Annotated in this window: 25 protein-coding genes; 9 read left to right on the top strand and 16 right to left on the bottom strand. The window is 65.7% G+C overall.

Annotated features, from left to right (window positions below; all coding sequences use genetic code 11):
- Window positions 1–75: 75 nt before the first annotated feature.
- The 4 genes from ggt to C491_RS08690 all read right to left on the bottom strand — a co-directional run bounded on the left by ggt (window position 76) and on the right by C491_RS08690 (window position 5,913).
- Entirely contained in the window at window positions 76–1,890 is a 1,815-nt protein-coding gene (gene ggt, locus C491_RS08705; protein WP_049891645.1) for a gamma-glutamyltransferase, read from the bottom strand.
- A 240-nt stretch (window positions 1,891–2,130) separates the two neighbouring features.
- Entirely contained in the window at window positions 2,131–3,912 is a 1,782-nt protein-coding gene (menD, locus tag C491_RS08700; RefSeq protein ID WP_005555287.1) for a 2-succinyl-5-enolpyruvyl-6-hydroxy-3-cyclohexene-1-carboxylic-acid synthase, read from the bottom strand.
- Window positions 3,909–5,258 (bottom strand): isochorismate synthase, encoded by a 1,350-nt coding sequence (locus tag C491_RS08695; protein WP_005555286.1) that lies wholly within the window; start codon window positions 5,256–5,258, stop codon window positions 3,909–3,911. The genes menD and C491_RS08695 overlap by 4 nt, the downstream gene beginning before the upstream one ends.
- 55 nt (window positions 5,259–5,313) lie before the next feature.
- Window positions 5,314–5,913 (bottom strand): sulfite oxidase-like oxidoreductase, encoded by a 600-nt coding sequence (locus C491_RS08690; protein WP_005555283.1) that lies wholly within the window; start codon window positions 5,911–5,913, stop codon window positions 5,314–5,316.
- Window positions 5,914–6,150: 237 nt separating this feature from the next.
- Here C491_RS08690 and C491_RS08685 point away from each other — a divergent pair, with 237 nt between their 5' ends.
- Window positions 6,151–6,450 (top strand): hypothetical protein, encoded by a 300-nt coding sequence (locus C491_RS08685; RefSeq protein ID WP_005555282.1) that lies wholly within the window; start codon window positions 6,151–6,153, stop codon window positions 6,448–6,450.
- A 168-nt stretch (window positions 6,451–6,618) separates the two neighbouring features.
- Complete coding sequence (locus C491_RS08680; protein WP_005555281.1) at window positions 6,619–6,843, top strand: ribbon-helix-helix domain-containing protein; 225 nt, start codon at window positions 6,619–6,621, stop codon at window positions 6,841–6,843.
- Here C491_RS08680 and C491_RS08675 read toward each other — a convergent pair.
- Entirely contained in the window at window positions 6,840–7,028 is a 189-nt protein-coding gene (locus C491_RS08675) for a DUF7550 family protein (protein ID WP_005555280.1), read from the bottom strand. The genes C491_RS08680 and C491_RS08675 overlap by 4 nt on opposite strands.
- Window positions 7,029–7,144: 116 nt before the next feature.
- Between C491_RS08675 and hisF the strand changes: the two genes are divergently transcribed.
- Entirely contained in the window at window positions 7,145–7,963 is an 819-nt protein-coding gene (hisF, locus tag C491_RS08670) for an imidazole glycerol phosphate synthase subunit HisF (protein ID WP_005555279.1), read from the top strand.
- Here the strand turns inward: hisF and C491_RS08665 are convergent, their stop codons facing one another.
- The gene (locus C491_RS08665; RefSeq protein WP_005555278.1) at window positions 7,964–8,392 is read right to left on the bottom strand and encodes a TIGR03668 family PPOX class F420-dependent oxidoreductase; all 429 of its coding nucleotides are present in this window, start codon (window positions 8,390–8,392) and stop codon (window positions 7,964–7,966) included.
- Window positions 8,393–8,520: 128 nt separating this feature from the next.
- On the opposite strand from C491_RS08665, the gene C491_RS08660 reads away from it, so the two are divergent.
- Window positions 8,521–9,345 (top strand): hypothetical protein, encoded by an 825-nt coding sequence (locus C491_RS08660; RefSeq protein ID WP_005555277.1) that lies wholly within the window; start codon window positions 8,521–8,523, stop codon window positions 9,343–9,345.
- 57 nt (window positions 9,346–9,402) lie between these two features.
- On the opposite strand, the gene C491_RS08655 is transcribed toward C491_RS08660, so the two are convergent.
- The gene (locus tag C491_RS08655) at window positions 9,403–9,687 is read right to left on the bottom strand and encodes a DNA-directed RNA polymerase subunit L (protein ID WP_005555276.1); all 285 of its coding nucleotides are present in this window, start codon (window positions 9,685–9,687) and stop codon (window positions 9,403–9,405) included.
- Between the two features lie 92 nt (window positions 9,688–9,779).
- Between C491_RS08655 and C491_RS08650 the strand changes: the two genes are divergently transcribed.
- A complete protein-coding gene (locus C491_RS08650; protein WP_005555275.1) occupies window positions 9,780–11,543 on the top strand; it encodes a rhomboid family intramembrane serine protease in 1,764 nt (587 codons plus the stop codon).
- On the opposite strand, the gene C491_RS08645 is transcribed toward C491_RS08650, so the two are convergent.
- From C491_RS08645 to C491_RS08630, 4 genes are all read right to left on the bottom strand, one after another.
- Window positions 11,540–12,163 (bottom strand): METTL5 family protein, encoded by a 624-nt coding sequence (locus C491_RS08645; protein ID WP_005555274.1) that lies wholly within the window; start codon window positions 12,161–12,163, stop codon window positions 11,540–11,542. The genes C491_RS08650 and C491_RS08645 overlap by 4 nt on opposite strands.
- Window positions 12,164–12,173: 10 nt before the next feature.
- A complete protein-coding gene (locus C491_RS08640) occupies window positions 12,174–12,575 on the bottom strand; it encodes a hypothetical protein (RefSeq protein WP_005555273.1) in 402 nt (133 codons plus the stop codon).
- A 200-nt stretch (window positions 12,576–12,775) separates the two neighbouring features.
- A complete protein-coding gene (locus tag C491_RS08635) occupies window positions 12,776–13,825 on the bottom strand; it encodes a disk-shape morphogenesis protein volactin (RefSeq protein WP_005555272.1) in 1,050 nt (349 codons plus the stop codon).
- A gap of 80 nt (window positions 13,826–13,905) precedes the next feature.
- Window positions 13,906–14,817, bottom strand: a complete 912-nt coding sequence (locus C491_RS08630; RefSeq protein WP_005555270.1) for a DUF7139 domain-containing protein — start codon at window positions 14,815–14,817, stop codon at window positions 13,906–13,908.
- 137 nt (window positions 14,818–14,954) lie between these two features.
- On the opposite strand from C491_RS08630, the gene dph2 reads away from it, so the two are divergent.
- Together dph2 and C491_RS08620 are read left to right on the top strand one after the other, a co-directional pair.
- Window positions 14,955–16,004, top strand: a complete 1,050-nt coding sequence (dph2, locus tag C491_RS08625) for a diphthamide biosynthesis enzyme Dph2 (protein WP_005555268.1) — start codon at window positions 14,955–14,957, stop codon at window positions 16,002–16,004.
- Between the two features lie 57 nt (window positions 16,005–16,061).
- The gene (locus C491_RS08620) at window positions 16,062–16,589 is read left to right on the top strand and encodes a hypothetical protein (RefSeq protein ID WP_005555267.1); all 528 of its coding nucleotides are present in this window, start codon (window positions 16,062–16,064) and stop codon (window positions 16,587–16,589) included.
- A 43-nt stretch (window positions 16,590–16,632) separates the two neighbouring features.
- Here the strand turns inward: C491_RS08620 and C491_RS08615 are convergent, their stop codons facing one another.
- Complete coding sequence (locus C491_RS08615; protein ID WP_005555266.1) at window positions 16,633–17,430, bottom strand: superoxide dismutase; 798 nt, start codon at window positions 17,428–17,430, stop codon at window positions 16,633–16,635.
- Window positions 17,431–17,594: 164 nt separating this feature from the next.
- Here C491_RS08615 and C491_RS08610 point away from each other — a divergent pair, with 164 nt between their 5' ends.
- Window positions 17,595–18,428, top strand: a complete 834-nt coding sequence (locus C491_RS08610) for an MBL fold metallo-hydrolase (RefSeq protein ID WP_005555265.1) — start codon at window positions 17,595–17,597, stop codon at window positions 18,426–18,428.
- 53 nt (window positions 18,429–18,481) lie between these two features.
- Window positions 18,482–19,393 carry a hypothetical protein gene (locus C491_RS08605; RefSeq protein ID WP_049891658.1) on the top strand — a complete coding sequence of 304 codons (912 nt, stop codon included), beginning with the start codon at window positions 18,482–18,484 and terminating at the stop codon, window positions 19,391–19,393.
- A gap of 673 nt (window positions 19,394–20,066) precedes the next feature.
- Here the strand turns inward: C491_RS08605 and C491_RS08600 are convergent.
- From C491_RS08600 to C491_RS08585, 4 genes are all read right to left on the bottom strand, one after another.
- Complete coding sequence (locus C491_RS08600) at window positions 20,067–21,104, bottom strand: tyrosine-type recombinase/integrase (protein WP_005555263.1); 1,038 nt, start codon at window positions 21,102–21,104, stop codon at window positions 20,067–20,069.
- On the bottom strand, window positions 21,094–21,483 hold the full coding sequence (locus C491_RS08595) for a DUF5805 domain-containing protein (RefSeq protein ID WP_049891643.1): 390 nt from the start codon (window positions 21,481–21,483) through the stop codon (window positions 21,094–21,096). Before C491_RS08595 ends, C491_RS08600 begins: the two co-directional genes overlap by 11 nt.
- A 2,049-nt stretch (window positions 21,484–23,532) precedes the next feature.
- Entirely contained in the window at window positions 23,533–25,092 is a 1,560-nt protein-coding gene (locus C491_RS08590; protein WP_005555261.1) for a PH domain-containing protein, read from the bottom strand.
- On the bottom strand, window positions 25,089–25,577 hold the full coding sequence (locus tag C491_RS08585) for a PH domain-containing protein (protein WP_005555260.1): 489 nt from the start codon (window positions 25,575–25,577) through the stop codon (window positions 25,089–25,091). Before C491_RS08585 ends, C491_RS08590 begins: the two co-directional genes overlap by 4 nt.
- Window positions 25,578–25,681 lie beyond the last annotated feature (104 nt).

Genomic DNA, 25,681 nt, shown 5'->3' with positions numbered 1-25,681 from the left:
ATATCTCCACAAAAGAATTCCGCCAGTGATGTGCGCTACACAGTCGGTGTTATCCGACCGGGGACGCCCTGTCCGTCAGTCGTCGCTTCTTTGCCCGGGAGCGCGGTCGAAGCCGACGGCCTGTCCGTCGCGGTTCGGATCTGCCGCACCCGTCAGCACGCCGTCCTCGCTGGCGATGACCTGGACGTTGCCGATCTCGCTCGGCTCGTTGTCGACCTCGTGGCCCCAGTCCACGAGCGTTTCCCGCGCCTCGGACGGGACACCTTCGTCCCACTCGATACCACCGAAGTGGTGGGTGTAGATCGACGGCTCGGTGATCGACTCGAGCGGGCTCAGTCCGTAGTCGTAGCGGTGGAGGATCGACTGGAAGGTCGCGCTGACGATCGCCCAGCCGCCCGGCGAGCCGGCCGTAAACTCCGGTTTCCCGTCCCGCAGCACAATCATCGGACTCATACTGCTCAGCGGGCGCTTCCAGGCGTCGGGCTCGTTCGGGCCGCCCGGCTCGTCGTCGAAGTCGGTGAGCTCGTTGTTGAGCAGGAACCCGCGTCCGGGCACCATCTTGCCCGAGCCCATGAACTGCTCGATCGTCGACGTGTAGGAGACGGCGTTGCCCCACTTGTCGATGACCGAGAAGTGGGTCGTCTCGCCGGGCTGGCCCGGCCCCATCTCGTCGTCGTCGGGGAAGACCGTCCCCCCGAACTCGATGGGGTCGGCCCGCGACCGGAGGTAGTCGTCGTCGAGCAGGGCGTCGACGGGGACGTCGACGAACTCGTCGTCGCCCATGTACTCCATCCGATCGGCCCAGGCGGAGTAGATCGACTCGGCGATCAGGTGATACTTCTCCGCCGAGCGGATATCGTACTCCTCGACCTCGAGGAACTCGAGCATCCGCAGGACCATCGCGACGACCGTCGGGCCGGAGCTCGGCATCGGCTGGCCGACGAGTTCGACGTCGCGCCACTCCTTGCGGACCGGGTCGTCGATCGTGACGTCGTACCTCGAGAGGTCGTCCTCGTCGACGACCTGGTCGGGGTCGCGGGCGTACTCCCGAATCGTCGCGGCGATGTCCGCCGCAACCGGGCCCTCGTAGAAGCCGTCGGCCCCTCGCCGTTGGATACACTCGAGGGTCTCGGCGAGGTCGGGGTTGGTCATCGTGTCGCCCTCCTCGTAGAGGTTCCCCTGGTCGTCGCTGTAGGTCTCGGTGGCCGCGTCGTTGAACTTGTCGGTGTTTTCGGCGATCTCCTCGGCGAGGAACCAGTCGACGGTGAACCCGTCGCGTGCGAGGCGGATCGCCGGGTCGATCAGCCGCCGGCGCGAGCAGCTCCCGTACCGTTCGCGGGCCGTCTCGAGGCCCTTGACCGTCCCCGGCGTCCCCATCGCCTCGCCGGTCTCGATATCCTGGTCGTACTCGCCGTCGTAGTGGTACAGCTCCGGCGACGCGGTCTGGGAGGCGCGCTCTCGGCTGTTCACACACTCGACCGTGTCCGAGTCGGCGTCGTAGACGACCATGAACCCGCCGCCGCCGATCCCCGAGCCGTGGGGCTGGGTCACGGTCAGGACGTACTGGATCGCGACGGCCGCGTCGATCGCGTTCCCGCCCTCCCGAAGGATCTGCGCTGCGACCCCCGAGGCGATCGGGTCGACCGTCGAGACCATCCCGTCCGCTGCGGTGACCTCCCGTCCGCAGGTGAACTGCGGATCGTCGCAGCTAAAACCGGGAACGTCGGTAACCGACTGGTAGTCGTCGGCCGCGACCGTCGGCGTCCCGAACGCCATCGCCCCCGCGGCGACCCCCGCACTCGAGAGGAAGGCCCGACGCCGAAGCCTCGAGGAGGTCGCCCGTTTGCCCGTCTGTCCCTCCGCTCGCCGTGGGTTGTCATCTCGTGACATGACTTTTCTGCCATCCGGACACTCACTACTCGTACGCAAAACCGTTTCGGAAACTACGACCTCCCGATCGGGAAGAAAATCCGCCGTCGAGACCGCTCGAGCAGCTACAGTTGTCCGGCCCTATCCTGCCCTGAAGCAAAACCGACGGTTGAATTCGATCGTCAGCGTTCGGAGCCGATCGACTGGAGTCGGTATACCGGAATACGGTGTACTCGATCCGTTTCGACCACACGTCGAGACTCAGTCGGTCGTGAGCGCGGCCTCGAGCCGCGTCTCCAGCTCCTCGCGGCGCCGGTGGTTCGCCTGCGAATCGAACTCGAGAGCGAGCACCTGCGTTCCAGCCCGCTCGAGCGACCGTCGGTACGCCGTTGCGAAGTCGGCGGGTGCGACGCGCTCGAACTCGAGGCCGTACAGCGCCGCGAGGGGCTCGAACTCGAGGCCGTGAGGCGTTTCGAACTGGTCGGTGAACGGCGGCTCGAAGTCGGCGATCGGCAGCTTCTGGAAGATGCCGCCGCCGTCGTTGTCCAGCAGGACGATCGTCGCGTCGACGCCGCAGCGATCGACGGCCAGCAGCCCGTTCGAGTCGTGATAGAACGAGAGGTCGCCGGTGACGAGCACGAGCGGGTCGTCGGTCGCGCTGCCGGCACCGAGGGCCGTGCTCGCGGTGCCGTCGATCCCGCTGGCGCCGCGGTTTCCGAGTACGGTGAGATCGGCCGCGCGAGGCCGAGCGAACCGGTCTGCATCCCGAATCGGCATGCTGTTGGCGACGACTATCGTCGCGGGGTCGGGCGCCTCGGTGAAGACGGTCGCGAGGACGGCCCCCTCGAAGGGGTCGCGCTCGAGCGCGTCGGCCTCGAGACCGCCCTCGAGAACCTCCCAGTGGGCGCGTTCGGCCCGCTCGAAACGCTCGAGCCACTCGTCGTCCGAACCGACGGCTTCGTCGACCTCCTCGAGGCGCTCGAGAATGCCCTCGAAAACCGACTCCGGCGTTGCAGCCAGTAGATCGGTCGCGGTAAACGTCGCCTCGCGCCACTCCCCGGCGGGGTCGAGCAGGTACTGGTCGGCATCGGCCGCCGCGAGGACCTGTCGAATCGGTTTCGAGGTCGGCGAGGCGCCGAACCGGACGACGACATCGGGCTCCGGGAGGGCGTCGACGTAGGCGTCGTAGCCGCCGTAGACCGGACCGTCCGAGACATCCTCGCCGAACCGCAGCCCCGAGAGCGGGTCGGCGAGCACCGGGGCGCCGACGCGGTCGGCGAGGGCGAGGACCGTCGCAGGCTCGAGCTCGACGAGGTCGACGGGGTCGGCCGGACCCGCTACGATCAGTGGTCGGTCGGCCGTCGCGAGCGCGTCCGCGAGGTCGCCGACCGCGTCGCTCGAGGGCTCGAGGGTCGGCCGCCCGGTATGGGCCTCGACAAACGCGCTCTCCCGCCCCCGTCCGGCGAGCGTCTCGGCGAACGAGTCGGGGATCTCCTCCGTCTCGGTCGGCTCGAGGGGTTTCCGGAACGGGCAGTTGAGGTGGACCGGGCCCGCGGGGCTCCCGACCGTCTCGGCGAGCGCGCGGGCCGCGGTCGTCCGCAGACTCCGGACCTTCCGCTCGTCGGCCTCGGGGTCGGGGAGTTCGGCGTACCAGCGGACGGCGTCGCCGTACAGCTTGACCTGGTCGATCGTCTGGTTGGCGCCGCTGTCGCGCAGCTCGTGGGGGCGGTCGGCGGTCAGCACGAGCAGCGGGACCCTGGCCTGGTCGGCCTCGATGACCGCGGGGTGGAAGTTCGCGGCCGCAGTGCCGGAGGTACAGACCAGCGCGGTCGGCTCCCCCGTGCGTCGGGCCCGACCGAGTGCGAAGTAGGCCCCCGAGCGCTCGTCTAAGTGCGAGAAGACCTCGATATCGCTCTCGGCGAAGGCGACCGTCAGGGGCGTCGATCGGCTCCCCGGTGAAATGCAGACCGCCTCGAGCCCGCCTTTCGCGAGCTCGTCGACGAGCGTCCGACCCCACAGCGTCGCGCGGTTGGGCGCACTCATCGCAGCTCGTCGAGGATGGGGCGGAACTTCAGCTGTACTTCCTCCCACTCCTCGTCGGGATCGCTGTCGGCGACGATCCCGTTGCCCGCGAACAGCGTCACGGTTTCGTCGGTCGCCACGCCCGATCGAAGGCCGACTGCGAACTCGCCGTCGCCGTCGGCGTCGAACCAGCCGATCGGCGCGGCGTACCAGCCCCGGTCGAACGATTCGGTCTCGCGGATCGTCTCGAGAGCCGTCTCGGGGGGGACGCCACCGACAGCTGGCGTCGGATGCAACGCCTCGACGAGCTCGAGGACGTGTTGATCGGCCTCGAGGGTCGCCTCGATCGGGGTCTGCAGGTGCTGGATCGTCGCCAGGCGGCGGATCGTCCGGTCGTCGACCGTGAGCTTGCTCGCGAGGGGAGCGAGCTGGTCGCGGATCGACTCGACGACGAGTCCGTGCTCGCGCCGGAACTTCTCGTTGTCGAGCATCCGCTCGGCGTGTTCGTCGTCCTCCTCGGGAGTCTCGCCGCGGGGTACCGAACCGGCCAGTGCCTCGGTCTCGACCCGGTCACCGCGTTTCGACACCAGCCGCTCCGGCGGGGCGCCGAAGAACGTGCCGCCGGTCGCGTTGCCGACGAGAAACCGGTAGCAGTTCGGATACTGCCGGCGCAGCCGTTCGACGGTCGCGGGGACGTCGATCGGTCCCTCGAGGTCGACCGACAGCGCCTGCGCGAGGACGACCTTCGTGAGCTCGCCGTCCTCGATCCGATCGAGCGCCTGCTCGACCTGTTCTCGCCAGCTTTCGAGGGGCGTGGTCCGCCGGGTCGAGGCGACGCCGGGACCCGTGCCGCTCGGACGCATCGCCGGCAGCTCGAGCAGGCCGTCGTGCCACTCCTCGAGTCGGCGCGTCGCTTCTGTGGCGTCGTCGCCAACCGCGGTGAGCCACGTCCCCTCGTCGCTCCGACTCACCAGTACTTCGGGGACGACGAACGAGGCGGCCTCGAACCCTGTCCAGGGAGCGACCGACTCGTGGCCGTCGTGAAACGAAAAGCCTCCGAACGCGCGCGGGCGGGCGGCGTCCGGGCCGGTGTGATCCAGCCCTTCGAAGACCGAGGCGGCCCGCTCGCGGATCGTCTCGAACCGCTCGGGGCCGCGGGCCGTAAGCCGAGCCGCGACGCCGCGTCCGACGACCTCGAGCCCCTCCGGGGTCGCCCACTGGACGCGACAGGTGCCGTCGGCCTCGCTGATCGCGCCGAAGGAAACGTCCTCGAGTTCGCGACTCCGACTCGCCAGCCCGGTGTCGTCGCTCCCGTCTGCGGGCCTCGAGTCGCCAGTCGGTTGTCGCCCGCCCAACGTTCGGTCCATCGACGGAACGTCAGGACTGGCCCGCCTTCAGCCTAACTATTCGCCAGAAACGAGTCTAGCTGTATCGCTCCTCGTTCCAGGGATCGGCCGTCTCGGAGTAGCCGCGTCGCTCCCAGTACCCCGGCTCGGGGTCGGTGAGGAACTCGATCCCGTCGACCCACTTGGCGCCCTTGTAGGCGTACTTGTGAGGCGTGACGACACGGAGCGGGCCGCCGTGGTCGGCCGGCAGCTCCTCCCCGTCGTACGCCCAGGTCAACAACACCTCCTCGCGCATGCAGTCCTCGAGCGGGAGGTCGGTCGTGTAGTCGTCCAGCGCCGAGAACATGACGTGGACGGCATCGTCTCGCACTCCGGCGCGTTCGGCGAGTTCGGTGAAGGGAACGCCCGTGAACTCGCAGTCGAACTTGCTCCAGCCGGTAACGCAGTGAAAGTCCTGACGCTGGGTCACGGTCGGCAGCTCGCGGAACTCCGCCCAGGAGAGGGCGAGTTCCTCCTCGACGGCCCCCGTGACGGTGAACTCCCACGTCTCGGGGTCGAACTCCGGCGTCCCGCTCTTCGAGAGCACCGGAAACGCCGTCGTCTCGCGCTGACCCGGCGGGAGGCGTTCGTCGCCGAACTCGAGGTAGAGCTCCGTGACGTCGGTTACGTCGTCCATGTTCGATCCTTGAGTTGCGATCACGTAGGTCTGACGTTGCGGGCGGTTGCCGGATCGTCCGTATCGAGGGTGGCGACGGTTCGGTCGGGGTGGTTCCTATCGCGACGGAAACGATCGATTCGACGGACGCCGGGGACGCCGGAACCGTTCGAAACGATCGAAATCGTTCGGTAATCCGATGGTACGTCTCGAAACCCTCGCCACCCCTTAGTACGGCCTCGTCGACCGAAGCAGTGTATGGAAGGCAAACAACAGCTAACGGAACGGGACGTCTCCGGGCGTGCAACCGAGGAAGTCGGCAAACAAGCGATGGGACCCGCGTTCATGGCGGCCGTCGCCTCGGTGGGCCTCTCGTGGTACTACTTCTTCATGCGCGGCGACCGAGAGAGAGGGATCTTCGTCGGCCTCTGGCCGCCCACCATCCTCGCGTTCGCGAGCTACTTCAACCAGCGAAAGATGCGCCAGCAGATGGATGCGATCACTCGACCCGGAACGACGCTCAAGAGCGCCATCGACTCGATGATGGGTAACAAGTAACCGTCACCACTGCGGGCGGTTCGTCGACGAAACCGATAGCGGGCGCCGCGAACCGCCTCTCGACGTCACGGGACCGGAAACAATAGTTGCACCCGAGAGATCTTTTCTTTCACGTCGGCGTAGATTCCCCGCCAGAGCTAAATACCCCCTCGCCGAAAGCCGAATCAGATGCCGAAAGTAGAGATCACCATCCCCGAACATCTCGAGATGCAGATCGCACAGATGGTCGAGCGGGGAGAGTTCGTCAACCGAGAGGAAGCGATCGAGGACCTCCTGTCGACGGGAATCAAGGCGTACAAGACGAGCGGTCCGATGGAAGACGAAGACGAGGGTATGGGCAGTGGCCTCGAGGACGACGGGATGATGGGCCACGACGACGAGTACGTCTTCTAGATCGCGAGCAGGGGAATCCCGACCGTCACCAGAAGGCCAACCAGTGCGACGACGAAGCCGATGCCAACGTCGCGTGCGGTGTACTCACCCATCGGTGCAGTAGTTCGCTCGGCCTCGAGGTCGTGGCCGACGTCGGCTCCCGAGTCGTGATCGACCGCCGGATCTGTCTCGCTGTCGTCTGCCATACTCGCGTCTACTCGAGTCGGCTTCTTAAAGACACCTACACGCGCCGACGACGAAGAGCGGTGACTGCCCGATCCAGACGGCTTTACTACCCGGGGTGCCAACCCTCGCACAACGAATGACTCTGACGAAACGCGTCATCCCGTGTATCGACGTCGACCTCGACGAGGACGGGAACCCGGCGGTGTACACCGGCGTCCACTTCGAGGACCTCGAGTACACCGGCGACCCCGTCGAGATGGCCAAGGCGTACAACGAGTCCGGCGCCGACGAGTTCGTCTTTCTGGACATCACGGCGTCGGCGGAGGGCCGCGAGACGATGCTCGACGTCGTCCGCGACGTCGCCGACGAGGTGTTCATTCCCCTGACCGTCGGTGGGGGGATCCGGACGACCGACGACATCAAGGAGACGCTGCGAGCGGGAGCCGACAAGGTCTCGATCACCACCGGCGCCCTCGAGCGACCGGAGCTCATCACCGAGGGCGCCCACGCCTTCGGCAGCCAGTGTATCGTCATCAGCGTCGACGCCCGCCGTCGGTTCGACGAGGACGGCGAGCACTACGTCGAGGTCGACGGCGAATCGTGCTGGTTCGAGTGCACCAAGAAGGGCGGTCGCGAGGGGACCGGGATCGACGTCCTCGAGTGGGCCGCCGAGGCCGAAGAGCGGGGTGCCGGCGAGCTGTTCGTCAACTCGATCGACAAGGACGGCACCAAGAACGGCTACGACGTACCGCTGACGAAGGCCGTCTGTGACACCGTCGACACCCCCGTCATCGCCTCCTCGGGCTGTGGCGGCCCTGAGGACATGTACGAGGTGTTCACCGAGGCCGACGCCGACGCGGGGCTGGCGGCCTCGATCTTCCACTTCGACGAGTACTCGATCGAGGACACGAAGAAGTACCTGAACGAGCGCGGCGTCCCCATCCGGCTCGAGTAGCTACGGCGCCTCTTCGAGACTCCCCCACGAGACCGTCGAACCGATCTCGATCTCGAGGACGGGTCGTTCGGAGAGGTCGTGGTCGGCGTACTGGTCGTACTTCGTCTCGAGTGCGGAAACGGCAGCGTCGTGGTCCGCCGCGTCCGACTCGAGGACGCGTGCCCGACCGCGGACCTGTACCCACGCGAGCCGCGCCCAGTCCTCGACGTACCGGTCGACGACCACCGCCACCCGCGGGTTCGACCTGACGTTTCGAACGCGACGGAGCTCTCGGGTCGACTTCGGCTTCTCGTCGACCGCGGAGACGAGCCGCGATCCGTCGGGGAGGGCGTAACAGATCGGGACGGCGTGGGGTCGGCCCCCGTCGTCGACCGTCGCCAGCCGTCCGACGCGGGCGCGCTCGAGGAACGCCCGTTCTTCCGGTTGCATACGCCGAGGACGGCGGCGAGCGCCGAAAGGCTGTTCCCGCGCTGCGAGCACACGGATGCGATGGCGGTCCCGGGCGAAGACCTCGCGATCCAGTACGCTTATCTCGTCGCGGTCGTGCCCTTCTACCAGTGAAGTGGCGGTGTACCTGGTGTGGGGAACCACACGACGAGAACAACCCCCCGTGTCGCGAGTGCGGACACAACAGCTTCGAGAAGGCGGTCGTCCGAGAGGACGAGGCAGAGCCGCGGACGGATACCGTCGACACCGGGACGACGTACGTCTGGCGCTGTCAGAACTGTGGTCGGGACCACGTCAAGAACAATCCGCCGTGTTCGCGCTGTAACGGCCACGACCTCGAGAAGGTCGAGCAGCGCTACGACGGCGTCGACCGCGATCTCGACGTCCCCGGCTGGCTCGACGTGGCGAAACCCTACCTGCCGGTGTTCGCCGTGATCGGCATCGTCGTCCTGCTCTTTGCAACGGGGATCATCTCGCCGTCGGTGCTGCCGGGACTCGGCTCGCCATCGCCGCCCGACGCCCCCGGCGAGGGGACCGAGACGGCAGGGATCGACCTCGAGGAGACCGAACTCGTGGTCCACGAGCGACTCGAGGCCGAACGAACCGACGGCTCGAGTTCGTACGGCGACGATCTCGCGGCGTTCGCGGAGTACCAGAATCGGGCGTTCGTCGCGAGCGAGTACGACGACGCCGAGCCGAGCCCCGCCGATCCCGGGGAGTTCGGGGTCGACTGCGAGGCGGAGTTCGTCGGCGTCCAGTTCGCACTCGAGTCCCCGGTCGACGACTACGACGACGAGGCCGCACTCGCCGACGACGTCGCGGCCGCGCTAGCGGGAGCGGACGACGGCGACGCGATCCTGGCCGGGCCGCCTGGTGAGGGGCTCGACATCCACGTCGTCGACGGGACGGTCCACGTCGTCTACGCGGCCTGTTGATCGAAGGCGTTGCTCCTCGTTCGGAAGCAGTACCGAAGAGAGCAGTCGAAAACCGGTCTACGCGGCCGATTCGAACGCGTCGCGAAACGCCGTCGTCTTCTCCCGGACGTCGGTCGCGCCCGCCTCGAGCGCCTCGAGGGGGTCGACGCCGCCCTCGGTCTTGATCGTCAGGATCGGCTCGGTCTGGCCGCCCGACTGCTCGGGGTTGACGTCGTAGGTCGCCGCGGCGATGTCCTCGCGCTCGAGGAGCGTCCCCTTCAGCACGTTCATGAAGGTGTGGTCCTCGCCGGCGATCTCGATCGAGAGTTCGTTCTCACTGCTCTCGGTGACCCGCAGTTCCATACCCGCCAGTGGGGCCGTCGGGCGCTTGTACCTTTCCTTTTCGACCCCCGCACGGCAGCAATTCCTATACGGGTTCGGTCGAACCACTGGGTATGGATCCGATCGCGGTCGGCTTCGGACTCGTCGTGCTGGCGACGCTGCTGGGTTCGGTGGCGGTCGTCAGACGGCTCTACCGCCCGGAGCGGCCCTGGGGCGAGGCCGCACGGGCCCGACTCGTGTGGGGCGTTCCCTGGGGGTCGATCATCGTTCTCACGGGTGTCTGCTGTGTCTACCTGTTCGTCCAGGACGGGATCACCGACTTCGCCGATCCCGTCACGATCCCCTACCGTGCTTGGTCGTACTTCGCCCCGCTGGGGATGCTCACCGCGTCGTTCTCTCACGCCGGCCCGAGCCACCTGTTGGGCAACCTGGCCGGGGCCGCGGTCGTCGCGCCGATCGCCGAGTACGCCTGGGGACACTACCCCGAAACCGACGAACGCGACTCGCGGCTGGCCGACCCTCGAGTGCGCGCGCTGGTCGTGTTCCCCCTCGTGGTCGTCGCCGTCGGACTCGCGACCAGCCTCTTCGCACTCGGCCCGGTGATCGGCTTCTCGGGGATCGTCTTCGCGTTCGCCGGCTTCGCGATCGTCCACTACCCGATCGCAACCCTGATCGGGACGGTCGGCCTGCAGGGAGCGCTGCTGACGGTGTTGCAGGCCCTTCAGAGTCCGATCACCGTTCACGTCGCCGAGGCGACCCCTCCAGAGCCGCCGTCGTGGGCGACGATCGCCATCCAGGGCCACGGCCTCGGCTTTTTCATCGGGATCGTCCTCGGTGTGCTGGTGCTCGAGCGACGGAGCCGACGCCCGAACCCCCTCCATCTCTGGCTGGCCGTCCTGCTGTTCGGCTTCGGCAAGTCGCTGTGGGCGATCTACTGGTTCGGCGGCGAGAACACGTTCGTTCTGCTGCGTGGCCCCGGGATCGTCGTCGTGGCGATCCTCGCGGTCATCGTCACGGTTGCGGTCACCGGCTCCGCGACCCCGTTGCTCCCGCGTCGCCTCCGCCGAAGCGAGGGATCGGTCGACCGAACGACGGCCGACCGCGCGCTCGAGCTCGCCCGGCAGAGTGCGGACCGAACCGGGGACCGCCTCGAGCGCGTCACCGCGATCGCCGGGGGAGCGAACGCCGGACGCCGACACCACAAGCGGGCGGCGTTTCTGGCCGTCCTGCTCGTTACCGCCTCGCTGGCGGGGGTCGCCGTCCCGACGAACCTCCTCGTGATCGACGGGGAGACGACCGCCGACGCCGCCGTCGAGATCGAGGGCTACATCGTCACCTACGAGGAGGGCGCTCAGAACCAACTCGTCTCGCCCGTCGCCGTCGGTCCGCTCGAGGAGGCCGTCTCGATGGAGTCGAGCGGGGTGATCGTCTCGAACGACCGCCATCAGGTCTGGCTCGACGCGGTGTCGAGCCAGCAGCTCGCGTTCAGCGGCGAGGAGACGGTGTACGTCGGCGGACCGGGCTGGCGGGAGGGCGTGACGGTCGAGCGAACCGGCTGGGAACCCGTCGGCAACGAGACGGTTTACCAGGTCTGGATCGAGGGCGGCGGCGAGGACCGCCAGCTCGCCCACGAGTCGAGCGAGTCGAGCGCCGACGCGCGGATCGACGGCCGGAGTGTGACCGTCGCGACTGAGGACGGCGAGTTCCTGCTCGAGGTAGCGGAGTCAGACGAAGAGGAGAGTACGACCGTGCCGGTACCCGATGAGAACGAATCGACAATCGCGGACGGGCTCACGTTCGAACGCGAGAACGGGGCGATCTACGCGGTTTCGAACGGAACCGAGGTTCCGGTCGCGGCCGAGGAGACGTACGACTAATCCCACTCGATCCGGAAGACCTCGGCCTCGAGGGTGCGCTCGCTCTCGGTGTGAAAGTCGAAGCGCCTCTCGATCGGGAACTCGGCGCGAAACGCGTGGGTGACGGTACCGCCGGCGTCGGCGACGAACGATTCGACGAACGACTGGCTCCCCTCGTTGTGGATCGTGTACGAGACGGCCCCGATCTCCCGGGCGGTCTCGAGGAAGGCCCGATCGGCGTGGCGGTTGCCCCGCTGGGCGCCGAATGGGGGGTTCGAGACGACGGTCGCCCCCCCGAAAGCAAGTGGGACTCGCGTCGCGTCGCCACGGAGCCAGTCGACGCGGTCATCGACACCGACACGCCCGGCGTTCTCGCGGGCCAGCGCGAGCGCGTCGGCGTCGACGTCGATCCCGACGACGCGGTCGGCCCCCGAGAGCGCGGCTCCGACCGCGAGCATCCCGGTGCCAGTACCGAGGTCGACGACGCGCCGCTCGAGGTCGTTCTGGAGTCCGGCGAGGTGACAGATGTGGGCGGCGATCTCCGGCGGCGTCAGGTACTGCTCGAGCGAGGCTGAGGGCTCGGCGAAGTCGACTAGCGACTCGAGCCGTCGGGCGAGCGTTCGCCGGGAGGGACCGGACATTACGCCGGCGTCAGCGCTCGAGCGTAATGGGTGCGTCGAGTTCGAGCGCGATCCCCTCGCGATCCGCACGCTCGGCGCAGGCCGCGAGCGCGGGTCGGACTTTCTCGGCGTTCGCGACGGTGTCGGCCGACACCGTCACGGCGTCGACGCCGAGGAACGCCCCCGCGCGGACGTAGCTCCGGATGCGGTCAGCTTCGTCCTGGGTGGCGAGCGAGCAGTCCTTGTCGAAACGGGCTTCGAGGGTGAGTTCGGTCGGCGAGAGCCCCTCGCCGTGCAGGTCGCGCTTGAGATCCCGGAGGTACTCCGGCGCGGTCGATTCCAGTGCGGTCGCCTCGATCGCGACGGGCGTGACGTCTGCAGGTCGACAGCGGTCGATCGGCGACTCGAGTTCGGGGCCGGACGTCGTGCTCATTGCGAGTGCATACATGGCCTGCATACAAAAACATTTCTGATGCACAGTAGTAATACCTTCTTCTGGGACCGCACGCTTCGAACGGCCACTGAGACGACAGCGGAGCTACTCGGGCGGCAAAAACGGCGTGTCGAACCCGACCCGGAGCACGAACGGGCCGGCTCGAGAAAACGTTCAGTGCGGAGACAGCCCGCAGGGCCTCACTCGCTCGGGGGCGCCGGTTCCGCTTCCGGCTCCGGTTCGGGTTCGGGTTCGGACTCCTCGTGATCGACGTCCTCGTCGGATCGGGCGGCGACGAGTCCCCCTCGAGCGACGCTGTACAGCGGTTCGCTGGCGTGGGAGACGCCGCTGATCGAGAACGGGATGCTCGCCTCGCGGAGATGGTCGCGGAACAGCTTCTCGAACCCGAGCGGGCTCGAAGTTCCGCCCGTAACGACGACCGGGATGTCGAGTCCCTCCTCGATGTCCTCCTCGTCGACCTCGCTGACGATGTTCTCGATGACGTAGTCGAGCAGGTTCTCGTAGTAGATCGACAGCGCGCCCTCCACGCCACCGACGTCGGTCGTGAAGTCGAGTTCGAAGTCGTCCTCCTTGATCGAGGTGACCTTGTCGACCGGCGTCCCCGTCGCGCGGGCGGCCTGCTCGTCGACCCAGTCGCCCCCGCGGGCGACCGAGAACTTCATCACCGGTACCGCGTAGTAGGCGAGACAGACGTTCGTCATCCCCGCGCCGAAGCTGATTCCCAGTCCGGTGAAGTTGTTGTCCGCGAGCTCGCTGTAGATGACGGACATCCCCTCGTTGATGGGTTCGGCGTCGTACCCCATATCGTCGAGGAACGACTCGATCGTCTTCTGGTGGTACAGCGTCGAGAGCTCCGAATCGATCGGATCCGCGGGCGTCGAGAAGTACACCTTCTCGCCGGGGCGGTCGGGTTCGCCGACGACCTGCTGGATGATGAGTTTCATCATCGGGATCGCGCTCTGCTCGTCGTTCGAGAGGATCCCGTGTTTCATCGGGCGGCGGGTCTCCTTGTTGAAGATGTTCGCGAAGTTCAGGGCGTCGTCGCCGACGACGTACACCTTGTCGTCCTTGCGGATGTGCAACACCTCGCTTCTGGCGAGCATCTGCTCGGCCATATCCGAGTAGCCGATCTCCACGAAGGAGTTGCGTTGCTGTACGAACACCGTGTCGTTTCCGTCCTGCTGTGCCGACAGGATATTCATCGTGCCGACGTCTAGGCCTTTGGCCATACCGGCAAACGTACCTATTAGGTTATAAGTTTAATGGCGAGAATGTATTGATTTATGAATTGTGCAGAGAGAACGGCGGCCTACGATCGCTCGAGCAGCGTGCGGACGCGAGCGACGATCCCGCCGAGGACGCCGTTCGAGCCGGTATCGGCTCCGTTTCGCTCCTTTCGCTTTCGCTCGCGGAGCTCGGTCAGCTTCGCCGTCTGGTCGTCGACGGTCGAACTCGAGGCCGTCGTCTTCGTCTCCCGGCCCTGAAGTCCCTTCAGACCCGCGACGGCGTCGTCGACTCCCGACGAACGGGTCGTCGTCGTCCCCTCTCCGGGATCCATCGAGACGTCGTCGAACCCGTCGTCGTCGAACTCGAGGCGCTTGTGGTCGGTCTTCTCGACGCCGCCCCAGGAGAGGTCGACGCTGGCCATCGCCGCGTCGATGTCCTCGCGGATGTCCGCCATCGTGAGCCCGTCGTCGGCCTCGTCGTCCTCGTCAGCTTTGGCCGACTCCGCCCGGCGCGCCAGCTCGAGGTAGTGGCCGACCAGCGCGGCCCCGGTCGAGGCGACGAGCCCGGTAAGACCGACCGCGTACGCGGTGACGATCTCTACCGTGTAGTCGACGTCGCCGACGAAGTACCAGTGATACGGGTACGCGTACACGAAGCCGGCGGCGGCGAGGACCGTGATCGCCGCACCGCCGGCCGCGGCGTACAGCGTCCGCCGATCGGAGGGCAACAGGACGACCACGCCGAGCATCGTCGCCGGCAGCGACAGCAGCCCCAGCGCGTACGCCGGCTGGAGCAGGTCGTAGTAGGCGCTCTCGAGGGTCCGTGCCTCGTGAGTGCTTCCCCAGAGGAAAAGCAGGAGGGCCGTCGCTCCGATGCCGATTCCGCCGAAGAAGAGGCCGAACCCGACGTAGACGTCGGTGTACCCCTCGGGCTCGCCGACGTACCGCCGGTAGAGCTCGAGGAGGTAGCCGTCAGGGGGCTGTTCCGTTGTCATGCCTCCCTGATTTTAACTCCACCACCATGACTTTTTGGTTTAGTAATATATAAAATAGAGAGTGTGCTCTCATCGGAGCAGTCGGCAGTCGTCCGGGAAGCGCCGCCGTTATACGTCCGTGGCCGTAACCGGAGACAATGAGCCAGGAGTCGGAGTACAGTGAGGGAGACCTCAGAAACGTGGGGATGAGCCTCAAGCACGACCGGGAGTGGGACTACGAACTCGAGCGGATCATCGAGGCGATCGAGGAACGAGACGCCGAGACCGTCGGCCTGCAGTTCCCCGAGGGACTGAAACGCCGCGGCCCGAAGGTGGCCGACGACCTCCGGGAGCTGGCCGACGACGACGTGACGTTCATGCTCTCGGGTCAGCCCTGCTACGGCGCCTGCGACCTCGACACCTACCTGATGAAACGTACCGACGTGTTCGCTCATTTCGGCCACTCGCCGATGAAGGACACGGACAAGGTGATCTACGTGCCGCTGTTCTCGAACGTCGAGGTCCAGCCGATCATGGAGGAAGCCCTCGACACGCTCGAGGATCCCGACGAAACGGAGGGCGTCGGCCTCGTCACCACCGCCCAGCACATGAACCGCTACGAGGAGATGACCGAGTTCCTGGAAGAGCGAGGGTACGAGGTACAGAGTCGTCGCGGCGACGAGCGACTCACCCACGAGGGGCAGGTGCTCGGCTGTAACTACGCCAGCGCGGACGTCCCCGCCGATCAGGTACTGTACGTCGGCGGCGGGAAGTTCCACCCGCTCGGGCTGGCGATGGAACACCCCGAGAAACACGTCGTCATCGCCGACCCCGTCAACAACGTCGTCACGGTCGCAGACACGGAGAAGTTCCTGAAACAGCGCTACGCCTCGGTCCACAAGGCGATGGACGCCCAGAAGTGGGGCGTCATCTTCTGTACGAAGATCGGACAGGGTCGCTGGGACCAGGCCCAGGAGATCCTCGCGGACAACGACGACGCCTACCTCATCACGATGGACGAAGTGACGCCTGACCGCCTGCGGAACTTCGATATGGACGCGTTCGTCAACACCGGCTGTCCCCGCATCACGACCGACGACGGCCCGCAGTTTCACAAGCCGATGCTCACGCCCGGCGAGTACGAGATCGCCGTCGGCAACGAGCCGCTCGAGAACCTCTCGTTCGACACGTTCCACGGCACCTGGTAACCGAGTTGCCCATTTTCGGTTAGAGCGTATATGATTGTCCAGTGACTGTTTCGGCGCGTGTCACTCGAGCGCCGGTTCCTCGTGATCGCGTCCGTCGCGTGCTGGCTTCTCGTTAGGCCTGCCGCGGCCCAGACGGCGGATCCGCTTGCGTCCCCGGCCGGGGAACTCGTCGCCGAGATCGTAGTGACGCTCGCCATCGGCGCGCTTCTCTTCGTGTTCGCCCCGAACTACACGGCTCGCCTGGTCGAACGGATCCGATCGAACCCCGGTGAGTCGCTGGCGTTCGGACTGCTCACGACCGTTCTCACGGTCGTCGTCGGGTTCTTGCTCGCGATTACGGTCATCGGACTGCTGGTCGTCGTTCCGGGACTGTTCGCGCTGGCCGTCGCCTTCATTGTCGGCACCGTGCTGGTCTCGGTGAGTTTTGGGACCGCACTCCTCGGGACTGACAACCGCTGGGCCGCGTTGCTCGCGGGAACGCTCGTCCTCTCGGCGCTGTCGCTGCTCCCGGTCGCCGGCCCCGTCGTCGATATCGCCGTTCTCGTCGTCGGCTTCGGCGCGATCGTCGCCGACGTGCGGTCTTAGCGTCTCAAATCCCACAGTCCAGCCGCGAGGACGGTTGCGCCGATTATTCGTCCGTCTCGTCGGCGTGGTCGTCGTCCTTGCCCTTTCCGGCCTCGACCTGCGTCAGGAACTCGTAACGATCGCAGACATCGTCCCAGTCGACGACGTTCCACCACTCCTCGACGTAGCTCCCGCGCTCGTTCTCGTACTGGAGGTAGTAGGCGTGCTCCCAGACGTCGAGGGTGAGAATCGGGATCGAGCCCTGGTGGGCTAGCCCGTTCTGCGATTCGACCTGTCCGATGAACAGGAGATCCGCGACCGGTTCGTAGAACAGCATCGCCCAGCCGTCGCCCTCCACGTTCTCCGCGGTGGCGGTGAACTCCTCGCGGAACGCCTCGAACGAGCCGAACTGCTCGTCGATCGCGGCCCCGAGTTCGCCGTCCGGCTCGCCACCGCCGTCGGGACTCATGTTCTGCCAGAAGATGGTGTGGTTGATGTGTCCCGAGAAGTTGAACGAAAAATCCCGCTTCGCGGCCTTGATATCCTCGTAGTCGCTCTCGGAGCGCATCTCCTCGAACGTATCGAGGGCGGCGTTCGCGCCGTCGACGTACGCCTGGTGGTGGGCGCTATGGTGGAGCTCCATGATCCGTTCATCGATGTGTGGCTCGAGGGCGTCGTACTCGTAGGGGAGGTCGGGAAGCGCGTACCGGCCGTTCTCGGTCGCACCGTCTCCCTCTACGTCACCGTCGTCGCCGGCACCGGCTGCCGACGTCGAGCCGATGAGCGCGAACCCGGCGAGTCCGCCGACGGTCTGGAGTACGTCGCGTCGCTGTCCGGTCGGGAGGATGGAATCGTTCGACATGTGTGAGTCACACCAGTACGGCGTCGCATCAAGATTCACCTGGCAATGGAAGGTCTGTAACCAACAATAACTCGAAGTCGAACTAACCGTCGGTCGACGGGACTCGAAGGGATGCCGAGTCGGGAGACACAACACTTACCCAGCCGGTTCGCACATCCTCGAGTATGACATCCAGCGACTGGGACGACTGGCTCGTCCGCGAGATCGAGGACGCCTCCCCCGAGGGCGTCGCGGTCTGGTATCTCGGCTGTAACGGGTTCGTGCTCAAAGGCACCGGCGGGACGACGATCTTCATCGACCCGTACGTCGGCGTGGGCGATCCGCCTCGAACGGTGCGGATGATCCCCGTTCCGTTCGACCCCGAGGATATCGGCGAGGCCGACGCCGTCCTCGCGACACACGAACACACCGACCACGTCCACGGCCCGAGCCAGGCGCCGATCCTCGAGAACGCGGGCGCGACGTTCTACGCGCCCGACGACAGCCTGACCGTCGCCCGCGAGGACGAGTCCTGGACCGAGGAATACGACGTCGCGGACGACCAGCTCGTCGAGGTGACGGAGGGCGAGACGATCGATATCGGCGAGTTCACGGTCCACGTCGAGGGCGCGAACGATCCCGACGCGACCCACCCCGTCAGCTACGTCGTCGAACACGAGGCCGGTACCTTCTTCCACGGCGGCGACACCAAACCGTCCGAGGAGTTCGAACGGATCGGTTCGGCGTACGACATCGACCTTGGTGCGCTCGCGTTCGGCACCGTCGGACGGATCCCCGACAAGGAGACCGGCGAGCCGAAGCGGACGCGGTGGTACAACGACGAGAACCAGATCGTCGAGGCCGCCGCCGACCTCGAGCTCGAGGCCCTGCTGCCCAGTCACTGGGACATGTGGCGCGGCCTGACGTCTGACCCGAAGGTGCTCCACCACCACGCCAAGAGCTTCGAGTATCCGAATCGGCTCGAGCTCGTCGAGATCGGCGATCGTGTCGACCTGTAGCATTCCTTCCTGAAACGCAACTCGTTTACCGCTCGATGGCCGAGAACCGGTCGATGGGCGAGACGATTCCGATTGCCGTTCCGCGAAAGGGTCGCCCGCTCGAGTGCGTGCTCGATCGCATCGCCGCGCGCCTCGACGTGCCGATCCTCGCGGACGACGTTACCTCGACGCTCCGCCACGAAAAGGCCCTCACCAAGGGACGCCTCGACGCCGAGGCGGACGTCTACCATCGCCTCGCCACCTACAGCACCGTCGACGATCCGACCGAGCCCGAGTACACCCTCTTGCGGGACGACCGGGCCGGCAAGCCCAGACGGATCGTCTTCGACAGCGTCACGATTCCTCTCGAGGACGGGAACGGTACCGAGATCCAGCTCGTCGGCCGCGAGGAGCCGTTCCGCGCGCTGCGGACCCACGAGTTCGCGCTCGGGTTCGACAGCGCCGACCTGGTGCTCGAGGAGGTCGTCGAACTCCGTCCCGAACCGCTGAACCGGATCGCCGACGTCAACGCCCGGATCAACCCCGTCGACACCGACGTCCGCGTCGTCACGGGACTCGGCGACACCGTCTACCACACGCTGATGGCAACCCCGGAGACGGCGCCCCAGCAGGCGCCGATCGACCGCGGCTTCCTCGAGGGTTACGAGGGACCGCTCTGTATCGAGCCCCGGTACGAACGGTTGGTACAGGCCGTGCTGGGAACGAAGACGCTCGACGGCGTCGACTTTCACTACCCCACAGAGGGCCGCGAGGAGGAAGCCGCGATCGCCGACGCGGGGCTTGGCGTCTACCTGACGGTCACCGGTTCGACCGCCCGCGAGCACGGACTCGTACTCGGCGAACAGCTGTTCCCCAGCGAGACGGTGTTGCTCGAGAACGGGTCAGAGGTGACCGACGCCGTCGCCGCGGTGCGGTCGGCGCTCACGAGCGGTGCCCCCGACACCGAACTCGCGCTCCCGAACTGACCCTCTCGTTCTCGAAACGATCGATACTCAGCTCGAGAGCGTCTGCTCCGGCCGAATCTCCCACTTCGACCGTCGAAATCGATTCCGGAATTTTCTATATCGAGATGTGGTTTATGTGTCCGAGGGCAGTCGCTCGGATTCGAGGGAAACCGTTTCGTCGAGAGCTGTCATGATGGCGGTCGGACACGAACGACGCCTAACGGAGTTCGAGTGACGAACGCCTCTCGGACCCTCGAGTTCCCCGTCCGACGTTCCCCGAGGTGACGGCAACTGCGACAACTTTCGGCATCGACCGCGCTCCGACGCACCATCGGTCCAATGGAACGTGAGGAATCGACTCGTAGCCTGCACGAGGCCGAGACCGTCCACGACCGCGACGCATCGGTCTGTGTATCCGCAGGCCGAGACCCCACTAATTCCCGCCGATGCGAACGGTTCACCGATTCCCCTCGAGGGAGTAACTCGGTCTGATCATAGTGACCGACCGACGGTAGCCCGGTAGGTCCCACGTCGGACGCGTCCGCTACCTCGGCTTCCGGAGGGTCGGCGGCGACCGAAGCGAGATAGCGGTCGGGAGTGCGCGCACCTCGAGGAGATCGATCGACGGCCACCGCTCTCGAGCCGTCTCCCGTAGTCCCCCAGTTCCCTCGCTCGAGCGTCGAGCCGGACGCGATCAGGACAGCGAGTAGACGTTCCGTTCATAGACCGTCCGGACCTGATCGCCCCAGTTGTGGGTGTAGGTGTCGATGATATCGCTTGCGACGTCTCCGCGGAGATACTTGACAATCCCCCGATCACCCGTCCGATCCCGCAGGTGGGTCGTGAAGAAGTGCCGAAAGTAATGGGGGGTGACGTTCTCGGTCGCCCCGCCGCCCGTTCGGTACCAACCTCGTTCCCGGGCGTGTTTCTCGACGACGTACCGGACGTCCGCGGGCTCGAGTCGCTCGCCCCAGCTGTCGCGGGTGTCGAGAAAGAGGGGGTCGGCCGGCGACACCGGATCCGGCCGGATCGCCAGCCACTCGAGCAGCACTTGCCGAAGTTCGTCGTCGACGGGAATCACCGTCTCCCGCTTTCGTTTGTTCGAGGCCGTTCGCTCCTCGCCGTTGACCGTCCGCCCGCGTGCCAGTTCGGGGTCGACGAACAGCGAGGCCGGGCGTCGCTCGAGTTCCACCCGCGGCGTCCACTCGAGATCGAGCTCCGGAACCGCGAGGTGACAGTCCCGCAAATCGAGGTTACAGAGTTCACCCACCCGCATCCCCGTCTTCAGCAGGGTAACGACGACCGCGCGCTCGAGGGGATGAGCGATCGAGCCGACGAACTCGCGCATCTCCGGCACCGAGATATCCCGTCGGGTCGGATTCGCGTCGATCGATTCGGACAGCTCCTCCATCACGAGTACCATCGGATTCTCCTCGAACGCGCCGACCCGATTCATGTACTCGTAGAAGCGGTTGAGATAGGAGGCGTAGGTCGCGATCGTACTCGATTCGAATCGCTCGCGTAGCGAGTGCACCCAGGCCATACACTCCCGTCGACCGACCGCCGACACCGCCTCGGCGTCGAAGCGTTCGCGAACGAACGCTTCGAACTGCCGGAGCACTCGCTGGTAGGCCTCGAGGGTGCGCTCGCTCTTGCCGTGGTAGCGCTGGTCGTCCAGGAAGTACGCGATCGGATCCTCGATCGTGTCGGGGGCGTCGACGCTACTCGCCATCGTCACCCACGATCGTGTACCCGCCGTGGCGTCCGCTGTACCGAACCCGGTTCTCGGCCTGGAGCTCCTCGAGCGTGTCGTCGAGGCGAGACTCGATGTCGTCGCTAACCGCCTCGAGGAGTTCGTCCCACGTGTAGGTGTCAGTGGACAGTAACTCGAGGAGACGTGTTTCGAGGGCGTTACCCCTGGGGTCTTCGTCCGGAGAACCGGGTTCCTCGAGGTCGCCCTCGAATCCGCGTCGTCCGGCCTGGACCATCGTCCGAACGAACTCGCTTTGACTCATTCCGAGGTCGTCGGCGTGAGATTGCCACTCTTCTTTCTGGTAGGGAGGAACGTACGTTCTGACAGACGATTTAGACGTCTCCGTCGAGTCAGCCATACACGACTACTCAGACGCGCGGACCATCAACCTTGTTGTATTTCGGGATAACGATCCTTATCTCGAGTTCGTGACTTAGTTATCGCAGTGTATTTTGGTCACGAGTCCGTATTTAGATGGGGCTAGGTCCGTAGTTCCGGATACAGTCAGCTAATCGATGGGACTAAAGTTCAAGATGTATCGAAGCCTCGAGAAAGGGAACGCGAGCGAATCGCGGCCCTTCTGTGAAGAGGAATCGCTCCGATCGAGGACGACTAGGGAGGACGCGAACAGCCGCGGGTCGGTCAGCGACGCTACTGTTCGGTAGTCGAACACGCGAACCGAACCAAATCGTCGACGGGTTATTGAGTTGCTGTCCGCAAGTGACCGAAGGGTCCTGTGAACACCGGCGCTCGAGGGAAATTCGACGCCCTCTACAGCGGTACAGCGAGAGTGTCCTGGGGTCGTACGGAAGAGTTCGTCTTTCGTGACTGAGCGGAACGAAGTCGTTCGAGACGGCAACGCGGTCTCGTGATGACGACGGTGTCGGTGACACCGTTCGGTCCGTTCGGTGAGGTCCGCGAACCGTTGGTTTCGCTCGCTGACGAGAGTGCGAGGTTCTCTCGAAGCGCTTGACCCGGAGGGATGTCACTGAACTACCTGCTTCGATGAAAGGTCGCTACGACCCCCGCACCCGGAGTCTCGATACCGAATCGCTTCTGGTTCCCCTATCGTTGGACGAGAGGTCCCTTGTCGTTGTTATCGCTAATAGCACGGGACGCGATACAGGAGTATTCACCGGACGGTAACACTTTCTGTCGCTCTCGGTTACCCCCGAACAGGGTGGCCGAGAGTGGTTCCTCCATTGACCTCCGGTTCCGAGAGTTTTCCCCGGGACCGTCGGCTATGGGGACGGGACGTATTCGGTCGGCGCCCCACGAGTGAGTTCGTGGGCATGACAGCTGACTCCCGTACTTCACCCCCCCTGAGGAAAGCTCTACGTTCCCGGTACTCTCATCGAGAGACTTCTCAGAAGGCTTCGGCGCGGGAGTCGGAACAGTGCACTCGTCTATCCGGATTTCGAATAGACAGTTCGTCCCACCGGCTATAGTAGACGCTGAGCGTCAGTGTACATCTGATCACCGTACGACAGAGTGTCAGTGTGTCAATCGTTTCAGCGTCTACTATACCTCTGGGTCCGTTGGACGTACCCTTCCGGTAACACTCGAGGTCAACGAGTGCATCCGTACTTGCTCTCACGTTCGCAGATCTTCGATCTCGTGAAGCCTTTTGGAGTGTTACGCTCTCCGACGGTCGGCGAATCGTCGGTTCATCTCGGCTGCAGAACGTGTCGCGTTCTGCGGACGGCTACAGCCGAGCCTTCTGCGCCGTCCCGCTGTGACCTCGAGTGAGTTTCGGTTCGACTCCGACGGGCGTCGGAACCCGGTGGTGGGAGTCGCGTCTCTAGTCGAGACGATCCGAACGGAAAGCGGCGAAAACAGCATCGAGTTCCTGACCCCCCAGTACCACCTCCGTCGTGGCTGTGAAGGGTCACGAGGGCTCCGGTCGGGGAGTGAGGGCGTTACAACACTGGTCCCGAACTTCGACGGGTGTACCGGATATCGATACGCCCGCGTAGTTGAGGGACAGCGGTCGCTACGATCGCGTTTGTACCAGGAGCGACGGAGCGTAACGAGGTTCGAAGCGATGGTTTCCTCACTTGCTACAGCAACGAGGGTGGGCCCCGAGGCGTCTGGACGAACCGCGGCTTGCACACTCGCTCGGTCCGCAACACTCGAGTTCAGCCGTTCCCAGTCCAACTATATAGGGGCCCCGTTGCCGACTCCTCACCGTGTCCGACTCGTTGTGATGTGCTACGTCTCCGGCGATCCGGGAGCACACAATGAAAACATATCGTTACAGTGAGGTGTCTATTGGAATGATCGGTCCGTATGAGGGTATCGGATGATGGAAAATGGACTCGTAAATCCTATTTCGATATATCGATTCGATCGGTTGCGGTTCGACGGAGAGACGCTACGACCGAGTTCGGCGAACGGCAGACGTGGGCTATTCCGAGTCGTCACCGGCCGATTCGTCGTTCGAAAGGTCGTGCTGAAACCACTCTCCGACCGTCCGCTCTCGCTTTCGTGCCCGAAGCCGTTCCTGCAACCGCTCCTCGATCTCGAGTTGCATCTCGAGCCCGCGCTCGTCGTCGATGTCGTAGGCGGTCGCTGCGCGGCCGAGAAGCGAGGCCGAGCTGGCGGTGTCGGCGGTGACGCTCGCCAGGCGGCGCCGTCGCTGGAAGATCGACTGGGTGTGCAACACCGCCTGGACGCGGTAGTAGGGGACGACCTTGGTCGTCCGGTTCCAGAACCCGGTTCGGGTGAAGACGTAGCGGTCACCGAGCTGGTGGCCCCGATTGCGCCACTTCAGGTGGGCCGCGGCGGGGACGAGGACGATCAGGGCAGCGGGGAGGTACCACCGCTCGAGCGCCGTCGCGGTCGTGAGCAGGTAGCCGGCGCCGACCAACGCACCGACGACCAGCAGGTACCGAACGCCGTACCGTTCCCGTGCGCGCTTGGGCGGGGCCTCGAGGTCGACCTCGCCGAAGGGCTCGATCGATCGGGCCAGGCCCACGACGCGGTCGTAGCCCGCAAGCGGGATCGCCGACTCCGTCCCTCGAGAGCCCTGCCCGGGCGCGTAGCCGGCGGTTTCGACCGCTAGCGCGCCGTAGCCGAACCACCGGAACGGCACGCGCTCGGTGATCGTCAGCGTCTGAACTTTCTCGAGGGGGATCGTTCCGCTGTAGCGCTGGACGAGCCCCCGCTCGTAGTAGAGTTCGTCGCCGCCGCGGGTGAGTCGGAACCCGTAGTAGCGGTTGAAGGTGAGGACGGCGCTGACGACCCAGGCCGCGAGCAGGAACAGGACGACGAGCCACGCGAGGGCGACGAGCCCACCCTCGGCGCCGGGTAGGCCGTCGACCAGGTCGGCCGGGATCAGCGTCGACGGGTCGAACCCGCTGAGAAAGGACAGCGCGATTCCGCCCAGCAGGCTGGCCCCGGGGTCGATCGTGAACACGCTGAGGATCGCCAGCTCCCGGGGTTCGATCTCGAAGAGAAGCTCCTCTTCGTCGTCCGGGCTCGAGTCTCGAGTCTCGGACGCCGACTCCTCGCCCTCGTCGTCTTCGGCTCGCGCGCCGCGGCGAAGCTGGCGTCTGAGTCGTCGAGCTTCCTCCTCGTCGACGTACTGCAGGGAGACCTCGGTCTGGCCGCCGCCGGCGGTCTCGATGTGGACGGCCGCGAGCCCGAACAGTCGGCTGAGAACCGGCTGACGGACGTCGACGTTCTGGATCCGTCGCAGCGGAACCTCCCGGTCGCGCCTCGCGAGGACCCCGGAGGCGACGTCGAACGTGTCCGCCGTGAGTTCGTACCGGAACCGCTCGTAGTAGGCGACCTCGTAGACGACTGCGACGACGATTCCGAGCAACACCATCCCGCCGACGGAGACGAGTGTCCCCCCGGCACCGCCAGGCGAGGCGAAGACGCCGGCGATGAAAAAGAGGAGCCCGACGTTGACGCTGCGCGAGATCGATCTGACCGCGATCGAGAGCGGGTGGAGTTTTCTCATACCGCGTCCTCACCCTCGCTCTCGATCGCGAGCCGGCGCAGGTCCTCACGGAGCTGCTCGGCTCGCTCTGGCGTCAGTCCGGGGATCGCGACGTCGGCGCTTCGCGAGCCCGCCGTGTAGACGACGACCGTCGCCAGCCCGGTCGTTCGCTCGATCGGCGACCGCCTCGAGTCGACGTGCTGGACGCGGACGTAGGGGACGACGGTCTTGATCCGGGTGAAGACCCCCCGCTCGATGTAGAGCCCGTCGTCCTGCACCTCGAAGCGCCAGACGGCGTAGCGCCGCCAGGCGACGATGATGCGGACGAGTCCAAGGGCGACCGCGAGACCGATCGCACCCGGAACGAGTAGGTCCGGCGAGTTCGCCCATAGCCCCGTCTCTGAGAGTACCAGCGCGGCGCCGACGAGAAATCCGCCGACGATTCCAGCCCGGAATACCGCCAAGAACAGCCAGACGACGCGGACCCGGGGATTGAGTCGCTCCATGAGGAATCGAAGGGAAGGGGTGCGAATAAAAAGTCGGATCTCGGAATCGGGCAGGAGTCAGAAACGGATAGAACCCCGAATCGAGGGAGAAAGCGCGGAAAACC

This window comes from Natronococcus amylolyticus DSM 10524 (genome assembly GCF_000337675.1).
Classification (GTDB): domain Archaea; phylum Halobacteriota; class Halobacteria; order Halobacteriales; family Natrialbaceae; genus Natronococcus; species Natronococcus amylolyticus.
The sequence above is the reverse complement of the archived record's forward strand: the minus strand, read 5'-3'. Positions and strand labels throughout refer to the sequence as shown.